The 14,757-nt window shown below is 43.7% G+C and carries 13 protein-coding genes and 3 pseudogenes; 3 read left to right on the plus strand and 13 right to left on the minus strand.

Annotated features, from left to right (window positions below; translation table 11 throughout):
* Nucleotides 1-91: 91 nt before the first annotated feature.
* Nucleotides 92-1,198 (minus strand): hypothetical protein, encoded by a 1,107-nt coding sequence (locus tag BDD43_RS22920; protein WP_121200118.1) that lies wholly within the window; start codon nt 1,196-1,198, stop codon nt 92-94.
* A 142-nt stretch (nt 1,199-1,340) separates the two neighbouring features.
* Between BDD43_RS22920 and BDD43_RS22925 the strand changes: the two genes are divergently transcribed.
* Complete coding sequence (locus tag BDD43_RS22925; RefSeq protein ID WP_121200120.1) at nt 1,341-1,673, plus strand: helix-turn-helix domain-containing protein; 333 nt, start codon at nt 1,341-1,343, stop codon at nt 1,671-1,673.
* Between the two features lie 68 nt (nt 1,674-1,741).
* On the opposite strand, the gene BDD43_RS22930 is transcribed toward BDD43_RS22925, so the two are convergent.
* The 5 genes and pseudogenes from BDD43_RS22930 to BDD43_RS22950 all read right to left on the minus strand — a co-directional run bounded on the left by BDD43_RS22930 (nt 1,742) and on the right by BDD43_RS22950 (nt 6,645).
* Nucleotides 1,742-2,254, minus strand: a complete 513-nt coding sequence (locus BDD43_RS22930; RefSeq protein ID WP_121200122.1) for a hypothetical protein — start codon at nt 2,252-2,254, stop codon at nt 1,742-1,744.
* 3 nt (nt 2,255-2,257) lie between these two features.
* A pseudogene (locus BDD43_RS22935) lies at nt 2,258-2,986 on the minus strand (RHS repeat-associated core domain-containing protein); the annotation flags it as partial.
* A 190-nt stretch (nt 2,987-3,176) separates the two neighbouring features.
* Nucleotides 3,177-4,139, minus strand: coding sequence for a tyrosine-type recombinase/integrase (locus BDD43_RS22940; RefSeq protein ID WP_162847153.1), 963 nt, complete (start codon nt 4,137-4,139; stop codon nt 3,177-3,179).
* Complete coding sequence (locus tag BDD43_RS22945; protein ID WP_121200125.1) at nt 4,123-5,019, minus strand: tyrosine-type recombinase/integrase; 897 nt, start codon at nt 5,017-5,019, stop codon at nt 4,123-4,125. The genes BDD43_RS22940 and BDD43_RS22945 overlap by 17 nt, the downstream gene beginning before the upstream one ends.
* 3 nt (nt 5,020-5,022) lie before the next feature.
* The gene (locus BDD43_RS22950; RefSeq protein ID WP_211339716.1) at nt 5,023-6,645 is read right to left on the minus strand and encodes a P-loop NTPase family protein; all 1,623 of its coding nucleotides are present in this window, start codon (nt 6,643-6,645) and stop codon (nt 5,023-5,025) included.
* Nucleotides 6,646-6,788: 143 nt separating this feature from the next.
* On the opposite strand from BDD43_RS22950, the gene BDD43_RS22955 reads away from it, so the two are divergent.
* Complete coding sequence (locus BDD43_RS22955; protein WP_121200127.1) at nt 6,789-7,142, plus strand: helix-turn-helix domain-containing protein; 354 nt, start codon at nt 6,789-6,791, stop codon at nt 7,140-7,142.
* 125 nt (nt 7,143-7,267) lie between these two features.
* On the opposite strand, the gene BDD43_RS22960 is transcribed toward BDD43_RS22955, so the two are convergent.
* The 5 genes and pseudogenes from BDD43_RS22960 to BDD43_RS22980 form a co-directional block, all read right to left on the minus strand.
* A complete protein-coding gene (locus BDD43_RS22960; protein WP_121200129.1) occupies nt 7,268-7,711 on the minus strand; it encodes a hypothetical protein in 444 nt (147 codons plus the stop codon).
* A gap of 11 nt (nt 7,712-7,722) precedes the next feature.
* Nucleotides 7,723-8,535, minus strand: a pseudogene (locus tag BDD43_RS22965) (RHS repeat-associated core domain-containing protein); the annotation flags it as partial.
* 327 nt (nt 8,536-8,862) lie between these two features.
* Entirely contained in the window at nt 8,863-9,825 is a 963-nt protein-coding gene (locus tag BDD43_RS22970) for a tyrosine-type recombinase/integrase (RefSeq protein ID WP_121200133.1), read from the minus strand.
* Nucleotides 9,809-10,708: a tyrosine-type recombinase/integrase gene (locus tag BDD43_RS22975; RefSeq protein ID WP_121200135.1), complete on the minus strand. Its 900-nt coding sequence runs from the start codon at nt 10,706-10,708 to the stop codon at nt 9,809-9,811. Before BDD43_RS22975 ends, BDD43_RS22970 begins: the two co-directional genes overlap by 17 nt.
* 6 nt (nt 10,709-10,714) lie before the next feature.
* Nucleotides 10,715-12,328 carry a hypothetical protein gene (locus tag BDD43_RS22980; RefSeq protein ID WP_121200137.1) on the minus strand — a complete coding sequence of 538 codons (1,614 nt, stop codon included), beginning with the start codon at nt 12,326-12,328 and terminating at the stop codon, nt 10,715-10,717.
* 309 nt (nt 12,329-12,637) lie between these two features.
* Here BDD43_RS22980 and BDD43_RS22985 point away from each other — a divergent pair, with 309 nt between their 5' ends.
* A complete protein-coding gene (locus BDD43_RS22985) occupies nt 12,638-13,018 on the plus strand; it encodes a helix-turn-helix domain-containing protein (protein ID WP_211339717.1) in 381 nt (126 codons plus the stop codon).
* A gap of 45 nt (nt 13,019-13,063) precedes the next feature.
* On the opposite strand, the gene BDD43_RS22990 is transcribed toward BDD43_RS22985, so the two are convergent.
* Both BDD43_RS22990 and BDD43_RS22995 read right to left on the minus strand, forming a co-directional pair.
* Nucleotides 13,064-13,825: a hypothetical protein gene (locus BDD43_RS22990; RefSeq protein ID WP_121200140.1), complete on the minus strand. Its 762-nt coding sequence runs from the start codon at nt 13,823-13,825 to the stop codon at nt 13,064-13,066.
* Nucleotides 13,815-14,594 (minus strand): annotated as a pseudogene (locus BDD43_RS22995) (RHS repeat-associated core domain-containing protein); the annotation flags it as partial. The gene BDD43_RS22990 and the pseudogene BDD43_RS22995, both read right to left, overlap by 11 nt.
* Nucleotides 14,595-14,757 lie beyond the last annotated feature (163 nt).

Here is a 14,757-nt window from a genome sequence, read left to right on the forward strand (position 1 = left end):
CGGCTCTCCCTTCTTCCGTCTGGATAAAACTGACCGCATTATTTTGGTAAACTATCCCGCTTACATAATCCTAGGCGATATTACATACACTTTACGCTCGTAAACATAGCTGTCCGAAGTCTGAGACATTCGGACAACACACTACGGAGAACTGGGATTTTAAGTATGTGGCAAATGGGTTGCGTACTACCACTGGCTGTAACATGCGTTGCACATTTTTGAGTTGCTCTTTGATGGTTCGCTGTTCTGCCTGGTCAATATGTCCCGCGCTTAGTTGGCGTTGGTACTCCATAATGCGGTGGTCTTGCTCATTGCTGTTATCCATGTAAAGTAATATGCACCTATTGGCATTGTCTTCATATAGCTGCTCTTTGGTGGTGCAACCACTCACGCATACCGGTCCTTCAACATTGAGCGTAATGGTTTTGAGGTTGCCTTTGTTATCCTTTAAGGTGACTGTCTTTGATATTCTGCGTTTGGTTTGGAGTTCACGTAGGGGATATAGGACGTTATCTGCTCCATCTAAATCTTCAATGAGTAAGAGTTTGTGTTTGAGTTCATCCTTACCAAAGTAGTAGAATGCGTTGTTACTTAGCGTGGTGACTTCCAATTTATCTTCATCAGGTATCAATGCACCAACGCTTTCCTGTAGCCATGTTTTGCCAACCCCGCTTGCACCCAAACATATCAGGTGTAATGGTGCACTGCGTTTCCTTGATGTGTAAATGAGGTAAGCTATGAGTGAGTTGGTTTCCTCACCTATAATGCCGCTTTGTGTGATGCTTTGCTTGGTACGCTCTATCAGGTGGGGTGCTTTAAGATAGGTGAATGCTGCTTTGCGTTCTGCTTCGGTGAGTTTGATTTGCTCCTGTGGCTTTGGTTTTAACGCTTCCAATTGCTCTACCCTGTAGGTTTCCAGTAGGGATGTTAGTTCACTCATGGCCTCGCTTACCTTGCTTGTATCAACGCCTAGTGCTTCTGCTGACCTTTCTATCAATTGACTGCTTTGGATGCTGTTGTATAGGTCAAGGTTGTGCCTGAACACAGTTTGCATATTGTCACTGCATACCATCTTCAACGTTACTTTCATCCTGTCCAAGCCTGTTAGCTTGATGCCACCTAATACTGTAATGTGTAGCTTCTCTGCTTTGTAATGCAGTAGTTCGGGATTGTTGGTGATGAGAGTGGGTTTGTGCATCGCTGTAGTGCATTTAACCTTTACGATGTAAAGGTACTGAATAGGGTAAACCAATGCAAACCCTATAAGGTATTTTAACTAACAAAGAAGTTACTTATATTTACGATAACGCTACCGCATAAGGTAGAAGCACTATATTGATATGAGTTTTGGAAGCAGCTTAACCGCCATTAGAAAGGATCGTAAGGTTTCACAGCGTGAATTAGCCATAAAGGCTGGTGTTCATGCTAACCTTATAGGTAGATATGAAAGAGAGGAAGCTATACCATCAGTCGACGTTGCAAGCAAGATAGCTGATGCGTTAGGCGTATCATTGGATTACTTGGTAGGCAAGGCAGAGCAGCAAATAGATCAAGCCATTCTAAACAAGGTATTAAGCATCCAACAACTCCCTGATGAAGATAAAGAACACATCATGTACTCCATTGATGGCCTTATCCAACATGCTAAAACAAGGATGGCTTATAAGAAGTAAGTAAAGCCAAGCTGATAGCCTGGCTTTATCTTCGCTCCTATACAGCCGGAGAGTTAATGATATATTGGTTACTTTTTGGCTATTAAAGCAAACTTGCCGATTATCGTTTTCTTATCATTCCTTGAAAGACTATAACCATTCTGCACTTGCCACTCTAATATTGAAGCTTTAGGGAGTGTTTTAAAATCCACTATAATTGCGTCTTCCGATGCCCTTCGGAAATAGCCATCTGCGTTTAGTCCTATCATCCATGTATCCCTATAATTCTTTAGACATTCTTTATCTGTTACTACTAATAACTGGTAACCATGATCTTGAACTTTTGCTTTTTCGTTACTCGGGCCATCACCACGCCACATTTGTTCCAACCATGCGGACTTGATCGTGATTGATAAAGAATCATTAATCTTAATCGGGTTTGTTTGGCCAATGTATTCCTTTACGAACACACCCCTTTTCTTTGAGTCCTTGATATCACTGCTCGCAGATAACATACCGTTAATTGCATTTTCATGACAGGAATATATTGAAATGAATAGCAGGAGAATGAAAAGGTGTTTACTATGCTTTATTAAGTTCATATTTTATTGGTTTGGTAAAACTTTGGGGTCTGATAACTTTCCTACAGTGATGTTTGTTTTCTTTTCGGGAGTTGATGATGTGTAGACAAAATGTATTATTCTACCTCCGGGATTATCTTTTATAATAGCTAAAAATCTTGCATTAGGTATTGGGGATAAATATTGTTGTGAACCACCATATGGCGGTGGCGCATGATTCGATTGATATCCTGGGTTGCGCCCTGCGGCTGTTAATGAATTTGAAGCTACGTCAATACAGCTATTGGCTAATACGTTGTATGGCTCCAATATTGTTTGTTCTGCCGCCAATTCCATTTTATGATCTGTCGCGTCATCTGTTTTTAATTCATAAGCAGTTTGGTAGGCCCCATCTTTATCTTTATTGTCGTCACTTTTTAAAAATTCATCTAACGTGTCATAGTGTCGACCAATGACCGGATTTTTATTAGATGGCCCTAACGCTCCGCCCTTTTCTGTAGTGCCATTTTTCGAGTAGAAATTATAACCTTTCTTTGAATTACCGATCAGCACTGCGGCGTGCCCTAAGTCGTGAACATGAGTAGGGGCACTAAGCACTATCAAATCTCTACCATCAGGATCTATTGATTTTATCGGATTATTATCCACATAACCATAAGGCGTGATAGCTTTGTAACTTATTGCGTGTGGATCCACACTTGTCCACCTTGCAATTACCGGATCGTAAAACCGTGCACCGTAATCGTATAGCCCCTTGTAACTTTTAAGATTTTTCCTGGTTTTTCAGCTTGCACGTTTTCGGTGCTATAAAGAACGTTTAGGCTCGTAAAGTTAACAGATATTTTTTTTCTTACAAGCCCAAGTTGTTGGTTGATTTTTACCACACAGGCCTGCCGGGTTGGTTATTTTTTGAAGATTCTGTTGGGTAAGGGCGGCGTTTTTTTTAAGATAAAGTTAGTGGGTGATGCTTATTAAGTGCCTCTTTCAGGTCTTCCAGATTGGTGGTTTTATATCTTTCAGTTGAACTTACATAGCGGTGCCCGGCCATATATTGAACAGTACGCAGGTTCTTTTCTTTCAGCCATTCCGTGATCACACTCTGCCTGATCTGTTTTGCGTGTTTGTATTTGGGGTTGAGTTTCCGGAGCGCGTAGTTAAGGTGTAAAAGGCTGTTTTTGATGTCTTCCTGGGCGTTAATGCTGATAAACAAACGCTCAATTTCCTGTTCATCTTTGTAATGATTCGGCTTTCGCCCTGGTCGTTCGGCCAGGCGCTCAGCCAGTATTTTCGGACGGATCACTAACAGGTATTCGTGCAGTTCGAGGATTTGGTGGGGCTGCAATGGAAGTAACCGGCCCAGCTGCCTGCCGGTTGCAGGGATATGGATTTTACCCTCTCTTAGTTTCAGATGTTCAGGGCGCAGATGGCTCAGTTCATCCCGCGTAACACCCTGATAAACAAGCAAGCCAATGATCACTTTATTGCGGTAGGTACGATTGTCGGTGACCTGGTAACTTTCATATAGCGCCTCCATTTCAGGCATGGTTAACAGGTCGTGTGGGAGGTTTCTGACCGTGCCTTTGAGTATGATTCCCGCTGCCGGATTGATGCCTATTTCCTGTTCCTGTTGCAGGTGGGAGAAGTAATACCGTAAGGTCCGCATGATCTGATTGATCAGCTTTATACTGAAGCCTTTCTGCCTGAGCTGGTCGGCAAACTCCATCACATCGGCATGGGTAAGCTGCGCTAAGTCGAGGCTTTGGCCGGTTAACCATTCGTGGAATGTGGCTGTATAGTTGATGGTTTGGTGGATATAGCTATGGCTGAACTGCTCTTGTTTCAGGTAAGCCCGGAAAGGTTCTAAAGCTGCCAGCGTAGCCGGAGCGAACTCATATTTTTTGTTCATGCTGAAGATGGGTGTAGATCTGCGTACTTTCCATGCTGCCATGCCCTAAAAAGCGTTGTATCTGTTCCAGCTGCATACCTGAATGCAGCAGGTGGCTGGCAATACTGTGCCGCAGGGTATGCAGACCAACGGGTTTAAGAATGGCCGCAGCCTTTTTTAAGGTCTGTAAACGATCATAACAGGTTTGGCCGGTGAGCCTTTTGCCACTGACGTTAAGCAGTAAAGCATCCTCTTTTTTATCACCGGCGAAGTGCGGACGGGCATACAGGATATAGTTCTCCAGATCGGTTTTAGCAGTACCGGCCAGTGGTACATAACGCTCTTTATAGCCTTTCCCTTTGCGGACGTAAACCAATTCTTTGTCGGGCAGAATGTCCCGGACGTTGACATTTATAGCTTCATTTTTTCGCAACCCGCAGCCGTAATATAAGGCAAGCATCGCTCTGTCCCTCAGCCCATATATATCATCTTTAACCAGATCATACAGCTTGCTGATCTCAGCCAGGGTGAGTATGCTTTTGATATTGGTGCTTTTGCCTTTGATGCGGAGTTTTACCGTAAAGCTGGGCTGGCCGCTCTCCATCAGGTAACGGCTGAACTTACGGATCACCTGTAAGTGTTTCCGGATATAGTTGAGGCTGATCGCACCGGCAGCGGTTTGGCTTGGCCTTTCGTGCAGATATTCCAGGTATTTTTTAAGGTGTTCAGGCTGTATATCATGCGGATGGTCGCAGCCCTGGGCTTCTAAGTAAAGCAGGAACTCGGCCAGCATTTTAGGCATATCGCGGGGACTGGTAGGTTCAAAGTTTAGTATCCTGAGCCATTGAGTGAACCCGGCATGCAGCCGGATATACAGCGGATTTTTTAAGGTGCCTTGCATTTTCTATTGTTGTTGGGCTACTGCGGTTTTCTTGCTGGTTTTCTGCGTGTTATGTAACCCATCGGGGCTGTGGGATACACCTGGGCTACTATGATTTACCTTACGTATCTCGGTAAGGATATTCTCCATCATTTCGTGGGCATCATTGGTCAGGGTTTCCAGATCATCCCAGCTTTGTACCTTGTATTCAAAACCTTTATAGCGGCTACCGCGCGCAATCTTGATATAACCCATCCGTTCCAGTTCATACAGGTAACGAGCCAAGCTACTTGGGCTGAGCCGAAAGACCGGGCGCACTTCTTTGCTGTAAAAGGTTTCGCTGTCGTTTTGCCGAAGCCAGGCTTTCAGCTTTTCAAAGAATGAACGGCAGGCATCGTTCAACTCATCGCTCTTTTTAAGCAGGGTCGTTTCGAGCAGCGAAAAGGCGACCTCAATATCTTCAATCGTGGTTTCCACGTACTGCTCACCGGTGGTGGTATCGGTTTGCAGTTCCCGCTGGTATTGATGGTAGAACGTAATAGTTTCGGTGAATAAGAGCAGCAGCAGCATGGTGCGCCTGGGTTTGAAGATGGCCTCCGGCAGTTGCAGGTAGGTAGCAAAAGGATTTTTAACGCCCACCGGCTGCAGAAGCCGTTGCACGTTCTTAAGCTGTTCACGCACGTTGCGCTCGGCCTGGTGATCAAGCAGCCCGGCGCTTTGCCTGCGCTGGTAATCCATGATCTTTTTATCCTGCTCAGGGCTATCGTCTGTGTAGAGCAGGATACAGCGGTTGGCGTTATCTTCGTAAAGCTGTTCGCGGGTGGTACACCCGCTGACACAAACAGGGCCTTCGACATTCAGGGTAACCGTTTTCAGGTTACCCTTACTGTCCTTTAGGGTGACGGTCTTACTGATCCGTCGCTTGCTTTGCAGTTCCCGGAGCGGGTACAGCACGTTATCCGCGCCGTCCATATCCTCAATCAGCAGCAACTTATTTTTAAGCTCATCCTTACCGAAGTAGTAAAAAGCGTTCATCGATAGCATGGTGATCTCCAGCTTATCTTCTTCCGGGATCAGTTCGCTGACCCTTTCCTGTAACCAGGTCTTGCCGGTGCCGGATGGCCCCAGGCACATCAGGTGCAGCGGTGTATTGCGCTTTCTTGAAGTATAGATCAGGTAAGCGATCAGGCTGTTTACTTCTTCGCCAACAATACCGCTGGCCGAGATCGCCTGCCGGGTCCGTCCGAGCAGGCCGGGTGCTTTGAGGTATTGCATGGCAATCTTACGTTCGGCCTCGGTAAGCTGTTTCTTTTCTGCCTGTTTAGGCTTCATGGCTTCCAGCCGTTCGGATCGGTAATCTTCCAGGGCAGTAGTCAGGCGGCTGATGACTTTTCCCAGTTCAGCGGCAGCCACGTCTAACGCCTCAGCTGACTTTTCAATCAGGTGTTCTGCCTGAACGCTGTTGTACAGGTCGAGGTTGTGGCGAAAGGCCTTGTTGGTGTTGCCACCGCAGACCATCTTCAATGTTACTTTTAAGCGGTCAAAGCCGGTCAGTTTAATGCCACCCAGGACGGTTATATGTAGCTTGCCATCGATGTATAACAGTAGTTCTGGATTCTCCGTAATAAGCTTAGGTACTATATTCATTGCAGGATTGATTATATAATGCGTTTTAATTCTGCAATGATAACTATGGTGATTGCAGATTAGCAAGTGATACTCATTTGTATTTTACCACGCACTATATGTATCATTCTTAGTATTTTTGATGGAATAGGATTAAAGGAATAATGAGTTTAGGAACCCGGATCAAAGAGTTACGTACCCAAAAAAGATTGAAGCAGTCAGAGCTGGCTGAGATCGTCGGCCTGAACTCCTATGTGCAGATTGGCCGCTATGAGATAGGCAAGGCCAAACCCGCAGCAGATATGCTTTCCAAGCTGGCCAAAGCGCTGGATACTACTACCGATTACCTGGTGAATGATGATGTAAATGATGCATCCGTAGCAGCCCAATTAACTGATCGGGAGCTGCTTAGACAGTTTAAGGAAGTGGAGTTATTTAGTCCGGAGGACAAGCATTTGGTGAAGACTTTTATTGATGCCTTTATCACCAAAAGGCATATTCAGGAATATGTTAAGTAAGAAGTTATAAAAACTAACAAAGCCCCAAATTGGGGCTTTGTTAGTTACAATTATCTTGTTTTTTCTTCGACTTTAGAGGTTTGCCAGCGGATACTATCTTAAGCTTCAGTTGTTAATTCAATAGGTCATAAAGCACCCATTTCATTAATAGAGACAGAAACGATATTGATATTTTTTTTATAACGCTTTACTTTCAATTTAGTGTCGAAGTAAGTATATAAACTATCATTATGCATTTTGTTAAGATTATAGTCTGTAATATGAACTTTAACTGAAGGATTACTATGAAGCATACTACCACTATCCACTTGGGCAAGTATCGTATCGGAACTTTCTTTCCAGATCAAATCTACTCCAGATGAAGTATTGGTTGTTTCTATATAAGCGTGATCCAAAGACGGCTTAAACAAACCATAATACTTACCTGCAATAATGTAACATTTATTGTTATAGGTTTTCCAAACGGTAACATTTTTACCGTTTGGAAAAGGAACAAACTTTCTTGATTCTCCATACCATACTGATATACAGATTACTAATCCCAAAAAGAACAAAAGTATTTTTTTCATTTGTTTCTATGTTAATGAACTGGTAAACCAGGCTCTATCTTGAATAAAGACTTAAAGGGATGCTGTGTATTAAACATATTTACCCCTAAGCCGTATCCTACTCTTTCTGCCATTTGTGTGGTTTGGCCCTCTGTTGCAATTTGTCCTTGTTGCTTGCTTTGCAATGCATCAAAGCCTAATCTTGCATCGCTCCAACTCATTCCGTTACTTCCAGCCACAAATCCGGCCCCTATATTTCCTATGTCACGAGCAGACGCAATTGTTGGAAGTCCGCCACCACCACTTAAACCTGGAACTCCATCAACAGTACCGCCCCGGTAACTATAAGCAGCTTGGTCACCCTTTGCAACATTACCTTTCATCCAGTTTGCTTCTCCGTTGGGGCCATTTGTTTTAAAATCATATTTCTGACCTCCTTTAGCGTTATTCATATAACTGAAAAGACCCAATTTTTTATCTCCCATAAGATTATTTAGGAAGTTCTGACCTGACTTATCTGAAAGATTAATGGTCGCTCCAACTACAGCTTTACCATTATCACCTAAAAACGAATGATCTGTAACCGTTTGACCAATCACTTGACCAGTTCGCTGTCCATCTGAATTTTGCACATAGACCTTTTTATCACCATCAGCTTTAGCAGCAACAACCTTATAAGTACCGTCACTATTTTGGGTAACATCTGTTGAAAACATTCCATCAGGATCAATAAACCTAATAGGATTATCATTGCCGTAAACAAAAGGAGAGAACTTTCTATTCAGTTCAGCTTTTGGATCAATCGATGTCATCCTTCCAATTACAGGGTCGTAGAAACGTGCACCGTAATCGTATTGGCTGCCACAAAGTTTTTACGTTTGTGTATATTTTCCATTTTGCACTTTTTCAGTGCCATAAAGAACGTTTGTAACAGTAAAGATAAGCGTAAGTTTTTCATTTGCAAGGTCGTTGGTTGATGGTTTTTGTGGCCGGGATTGACCGGGTTGGTTGATCATCTGTCGCAGCAAAGGTAGCCTCCGAAGCCAGTGCAGTAAAGGGACTTTCGCGGCATAAACCCGCAAGGCATTCACCCACAGGCCATTTATTCCACGTTCCCTTGACTGCCCCGCCTTCTCCCGCTTTTGGTTGCTTAACAGAAGATCACCTGATGATCAGGTGAGGTTTAAGGGGTGAAACTTATTAAGCGCATCTTTCAGGTCTTCCAGGTTGCTGGTCTGGTAACGCTCGGTGCTGCTGATATAGCGGTGCCCCGCCATGTATTGAACCGTGCGCAGGTTCTTTGCTTTCAGCCATTCCGTGATCACGCTTTGCCTGATCTGCATCCCGTGTTTATACTTCGGGTTGATCTTTCGCAAAGCATAGTTAAGGTGCAACAGGCTATTTTTAAGGGTTTCCTGCCCATTCATCGTAACAAAAAGCCGCTGTACATCTTCCACCGCTTTATACTTGTCCGGCTTCCTGCCGGAGCGTTCGGTCATACGTTCAGCCAGTATCTTAGGCCGAACGATCAGTATATATTCCTGTAGGTCTAAGATTTGGTGAGGTTCAAGGCTAAGTACGCGGCTATTCAGCTTACCCGTTTGAGGGATGTGTATTTTACCGTCCCGTAGTTTCAGGTGTTCAGGGCGCAACGTTTCCAGTTCTTCCCGCGTTAATGCCTGGTAAACAAACAAGCCTACAATGACCTTATTACGGTGGGTTCGCTCGTCGGTTATCGGGTAACTTTCGTAAAGTGCTTCTAACTCCGGTTGGGTTAACAGATCGTGGGGAACGTGCCTGATCGTGCCTCTTAGGATAATACCCGCTGCGGGGTTATGTGTGGCCTGCCCGGCATGTTGCAGCCACGTGTAGTAATACCTGACGGCCAGCATTACCCTGTTAATGAGCCTGATCGTATAGCCGTCCTGTTTAAGCTGATCGGCAAACTCCAATACATCTGCATGGGTAACCTGTGTGGCGGCCAGGCTTTCTTTCTCTATCCATTCCAGGAAGATGCCCGCATAGTTGCTGTTCTGCCGGATATAGTTTTTGGCGTAATGTTCTTCCTGTAAATAGGTTTGGTAACTGTCCAAAGCCGCCTGTATGGCCGGGGTGAACTCATATCTTTTGTTCATGCTTCAGATGGGTGTAGATCTGCGTACTTTCCATGCTGCTATGCCCTAAAAAGCGCTGGATCTGCTCTAAAGCCATACCTGAATGCAGTAAATGACTGGCAATGCTGTGGCGTAGCGTATGCAAGCCTGCTGGCTTCTTGATCTTTGCGATGTCCTTTAACTTTTGCAGGCGTTCGTAGGCCATGTGACCGCTTAACCTTTTGCCGTTTACATTCAATAACAAAGCATCCTCCTTTTTATCCGTGGCCAAAAGTGGGCGGCCATACACGATATAGTTCTCCAGATCGGCTTTGGCCGTTCCGGCCAGCGGCACGTAACGCTCTTTATAGCCTTTGCCTTTACGCACGTAAACCAGTGCCTTATCTAACAGGATGTCTTTAACATTGATATTGGCCCCCTCGTTTTTACGCAGGCCGCAGCCGTAGTACAAGGCCAGGATAGCTTTATCCCGCAAGCCCAGGGGCGTTTCATCTTTGACAGCTTCGTATAAGCTGCTGATCTCGGCCAGGCTAAGGATGGATTTCACGTTGGAGCTTTTGCCTTTGATGCGCAGCTTTACCGTAAAGCTTTCCTGCCCGCTTTCGGTCAGGTAGCGGCTGAACTTGCGGATCACCTGTAAGTGCTTACGGATGTAGTTCAGGCTGATTGCACCGGCGGCGGTTTTGCTTGGCCGCTCGTGCAGGCGTTCCAGGTATTTTTTCAAATGCTCCTGCTGGATGTCATGCGGGCGATGGCAGTTATTATCTTGCAGGTAGATCAGGAACTCGGTCAGTATCTTAGGCATATCGCGCGGACTGGTGGGTTCAAAGTTGAGGATGCGCAGCCATTGGGTAAAGCCTGCATGCAGGCGAATATAGAGCGGATTATATAGGGTGGCTTGCATTTTCTGTTAGTCGTGGGTTACTGGTTGTTCGCCACTGATTTTCTGCATTTTATGTAACCCACTAAGGCTTTGGGTTACCGGTGGGATACGGGTTACTAACTGAATGTTTTCCAGGATTGATCTGACCATGCTTTGCGCATCGCTGGCTAAGTTTTCGAGGTCGTTCCAGCTTTGTATTTTATACTCAAAGCCTTTGTAGCGGCTGCCACGGGCGATCTTGATATAGCCCATCCGTTCCAGTTCATACAGGTAACGCCCTATACTGCTCGGGCTTAACCGGTATGCGGCACGTACTTCCTTGCTGTAAAAAGTATCGGTGTCCTTTTCTTTCAGGTAGATTTTAAGCTTTTCAAAGAAGCCCCGGCAGGCATCGTTTAACTCGTCGCTCTTTTTAAGCAAAGTGGTTTCCAGTAAGCTAAAAGCGGCCTGTATGTCCTCAATCGTGGTTTCAATATACTGCTCCCCGGTGTCCTCGTCCGTTTTCAGTTCCCTTTGGTACTGGTGGTAGTAGGTGATCGTTTCGGTAAACAGCAAAAGCAATAGCATGGTGCGCCGTGGCTTAAAAACAGCCTCCGGCAGTTGCAGGTATGGGGCGTAAGGATTTTTAACGCTGACAGGTTTTAAAAGGCGCTGTGCGTTTTTAAGCTGCTCGCGTACTTTCTTTTCTGCGTGCTGATCGATCAGGCCTGCGCTCATTTTACGCTGGTAGTCCATGATCTTCACGTCCTGCTCCGGGCTGTTATCCATGTAAAGCAGGATGCAGCGGTTCGCATTGTCCTCATACATCTGCTCCCTGGTGGTGCAGCCGCTGATACAAACAGGCCCCTCTACTTGCAGGGTGATGGTTTTTGGGTTGCCCTTGCTGTCTTTCAGCGTTACCGTTTTGCTGATCTTACGCTTGCTTTGCAGTTCCCTGATCGGGTACAGCACATCTTCTGCGCCGTCCATATCTTCAAGCAACAGCAGCTTGTATTTCAATTCATCCTTGCCGAAGTAGTAAAAGGCGTTTACGCTGAGCGTAGTGATTTCCAGTCTATCTTCTTCGGGTATCAGTTCGCCAACTTTTTCCTGTAACCAGGTCTTGCCGGTGCCGCTGGCACCCAGGCATAACAAGTGTAACGGCGTTTCACGGGTACGCGAGGTATAAATGAGATAAGCGATCAAGGCGTTGGTTTCTTCGCCCACGATACCGCTCTGGCCGATGGCCTGCTTTGTCCGGCCTAACAGGTCAGGGCTTTTTAAGTAAGCTATGGCGGCTTTGCGCTCGGCATCGGTAAGCTGTTTCTTTTCCGGCTGCTTGGGCTTCATCGCCTCCAATCGCTCTGATCGGTACTGCTCTAAGGCAGTGGTCAGCCCGGTTATGGCCGTGCTGATCTCGCGGGTGCCGGTGTCGAGTGCATCGGCTGACTTCTCGATCAGCTGCTCGGTTTGAATGCTGTTGTAAAGGTCTAAGCTATGACGAAAGACGTTTTGCTTATCATCCGTATTCACCAGTTTAAGCGTTACTTTCAGACGGTCAAACCCGGTCAGCTTGATGCCGCCCAATACGGTGATGTGCAGCTTGCCGTCTAAGTACAATAGCAGTTCCGGGTTGTCTGTGATCAGTTGCGTTTTAGCCATGAATAAAGTTTATAGCTTATTAATCAAACACCAAAGCTATCATATTTGATTAATTAATCAAATATGATACGTATTTCAATTTACGTTTGAATAATTTATCAAAAGTGGCAATAGGATCACATAATATATTTTACGTGTGTTATTTGCTCTGTCATATTAAAAGGGTTGATTTGGCGATCTTATACACGAATATCGGCCTTGACTTATCGATTAAGACCGATAGTTCTTATATTTGATATATTAGTCAATTTTCATTTACTTACCCAATGGAACAATTTGAATAATCAATCATCAATAGCGAAATTAGATGTGCTATTAAGCATTTACATGAACATTGGCGACCAGATAAAAAAGATAAGAACGGCTAAGAATCTCTCACAGAAAGAGGTGGCTTTATCTTTGGATATGGATCAGGCACAATTTTCACGAATTGAGAACGGCAAAACAGATCCTGCTTTCTCTACCATTGAGAAAGTGGCCCAGGCCTTAGGTGTTGGCCTTGCTGAACTGGTGAATGTTGAAGAAGATATTCTGGAAGTGAACTCTTATGATAAATCGATCATTGAGAAAATGGCTTTGATCGATCAGTTAGAAGAAAAAGAGAAGTCAGCCTTTTTTACAATATTGGATGCCCTGGTATCTAAAAAAAGGTTAAAGGAATCGCTTTCTAACGCGCTCAACTTAGCATAAACAAACAAAGCCCCGATTCGGGACTTTGTTTGTTTATTTATCAGCCTATTTCAATAATATAACTTTTGAAGAAGCATCTACATTACCACAATAAGATTTACATTTACTCAACGATTTATCGGGTGCAAAATCAATTACAAGCTTAGTGCTATCCTGCTTTGATAGCCTACAGATCAGGTACTTGTCCAAGTAAGTGAGGCTTTTCTTTTTGCTTGTACTTAAATATGTAATTCTAAAACTTTTTTGACTTTTAAAGTCCAAATCCGTTTTAATTAAGCTTAGACCATCAATAAAGTAGACATAGCTATTCATAATCAATGGATTGCAAGTATTTTTCAGTTGTCTTGAAAAAGCTTTAACCGAGTTGTTATTTAAGTTAAGAATATATCCGTTACCTTCATTATTGCCATCTTCATCGACATATGTAAATATTGAAAACAGCAGGTAATCTTTATCAATGAACACTTTACTTATTCCTTTAATGTGTTTTTTCGACAGTATTAATTTACCTTTTATGTTAACCAATAAAGTATAAGAGTCTTCCGATTCTTCTTTTACAATTAGTTTTATTCCTTTTGAAATTATATTGATTGTGTTATTATCATCGAAATCAAGCACTTTTGTTCCACCATAATTTGTAAGATTAAAAGTCGAAGTATCTTTATTTTTCAGAAAATCAGATACACTCGACAAGTACAGGCGAGAATTTGATTTTAAAACCCCATTACTCAATTTATCGCCCTGAGCTACTGCACTATAAAGTACAAAAAGCCCTAATATAATTCCTATTTTTTTACTACTTATCATCCTTTTTCTTTTTATCCTGTATTGTTTTAAGATAATCTTTTACTGCTTGAACTTCGCTGTCGGACAACCTGGTTCCATGAACTGTGACATCCGTTCCGTTAACATTAACTGTTAACGTTACGTCAGTTTCTTTACTGGGATCATATATGGGTAACCCATTAACCCCTCCTTTATTCGCATAATCATTTTTATTAGTGTTATATGCATCTTGAAAAGAACCATAACCATAATCTCGGGCATCTTGTTCAAAGTGAGGATAATCTTTTAATCCATACCGCCAATCAAAATTACTTACACCCTCCCCATATTGGCCTACTTCAGTCTTATAGGCGTTCAAAGATTCACTTTTTTGCGAATCTTTATCTTCGTAATAGGCTTTTTTAACTCCAAAATCTAAAGCAAATCCTTGTTGATGCCTACTTTTACCAACTTTAGCCTTAAGCCCCCCTGAGCCGGAAACATTTCTTTGTTGATCATCTGTCCTGTAACTTTCAGTCACTACCGCTCCATATGTATCATACATTTTCCATGCAAAATCATAGGCTTGCTTTGCTATTTTGGAATCAACAACAGCATATTTTGTTCCTCCATTTCCATTGGGCACCGGGATTCTAATTAAATCTTTCCCTGTCGGATCAATAAAGCTCATTGGATTGTCGCCAACATAAGCGTAAGATGACAGGCCTGCGTACTTTTCTGCATGAGGGTCAATAGTTGTCATTCTTCCAATTACCGGATCATAAAAGCGCGCGCCATAATCGTATAGCCCCTTGTAACTTTTAAGATTTTCCCTGGTTTTTCAGCTTGCACGTTTTCGGTGCTATAAAGAACGTTTAGGCTCGTAAAGTTAACAGATATTTTTTTTCTTACAAGCCCAGGTTGTTGGTTGATTTTTACCACACAGGCCTGCCGGGTTGGTTATTTTTTAAAGA

The organism is Mucilaginibacter gracilis (assembly GCF_003633615.1).
GTDB classification, from domain to species: Bacteria; Bacteroidota; Bacteroidia; order Sphingobacteriales; family Sphingobacteriaceae; genus Mucilaginibacter; species Mucilaginibacter gracilis.

What these genes read in the sequence shown, in the direction of transcription:
- BDD43_RS22920 (WP_121200118.1), bottom strand. Translation starts at nt 1,198, where the DNA reads ATGCACAAACCCACTCTCATCACCAACAATCCCGAACTACTGCATTAC.
- BDD43_RS22925 (WP_121200120.1), top strand. Translation starts at nt 1,341, where the DNA reads ATGAGTTTTGGAAGCAGCTTAACCGCCATTAGAAAGGATCGTAAGGTT.
- BDD43_RS22930 (WP_121200122.1), bottom strand. Translation starts at nt 2,254, where the DNA reads ATGAACTTAATAAAGCATAGTAAACACCTTTTCATTCTCCTGCTATTC.
- BDD43_RS22940 (WP_162847153.1), bottom strand. Translation starts at nt 4,139, where the DNA reads ATGAACAAAAAATATGAGTTCGCTCCGGCTACGCTGGCAGCTTTAGAA.
- BDD43_RS22945 (WP_121200125.1), bottom strand. Translation starts at nt 5,019, where the DNA reads ATGCAAGGCACCTTAAAAAATCCGCTGTATATCCGGCTGCATGCCGGG.
- BDD43_RS22950 (WP_211339716.1), bottom strand. Translation starts at nt 6,645, where the DNA reads ATGAATATAGTACCTAAGCTTATTACGGAGAATCCAGAACTACTGTTA.
- BDD43_RS22955 (WP_121200127.1), top strand. Translation starts at nt 6,789, where the DNA reads ATGAGTTTAGGAACCCGGATCAAAGAGTTACGTACCCAAAAAAGATTG.
- BDD43_RS22960 (WP_121200129.1), bottom strand. Translation starts at nt 7,711, where the DNA reads ATGAAAAAAATACTTTTGTTCTTTTTGGGATTAGTAATCTGTATATCA.
- BDD43_RS22970 (WP_121200133.1), bottom strand. Translation starts at nt 9,825, where the DNA reads ATGAACAAAAGATATGAGTTCACCCCGGCCATACAGGCGGCTTTGGAC.
- BDD43_RS22975 (WP_121200135.1), bottom strand. Translation starts at nt 10,708, where the DNA reads ATGCAAGCCACCCTATATAATCCGCTCTATATTCGCCTGCATGCAGGC.
- BDD43_RS22980 (WP_121200137.1), bottom strand. Translation starts at nt 12,328, where the DNA reads ATGGCTAAAACGCAACTGATCACAGACAACCCGGAACTGCTATTGTAC.
- BDD43_RS22990 (WP_121200140.1), bottom strand. Translation starts at nt 13,825, where the DNA reads ATGATAAGTAGTAAAAAAATAGGAATTATATTAGGGCTTTTTGTACTT.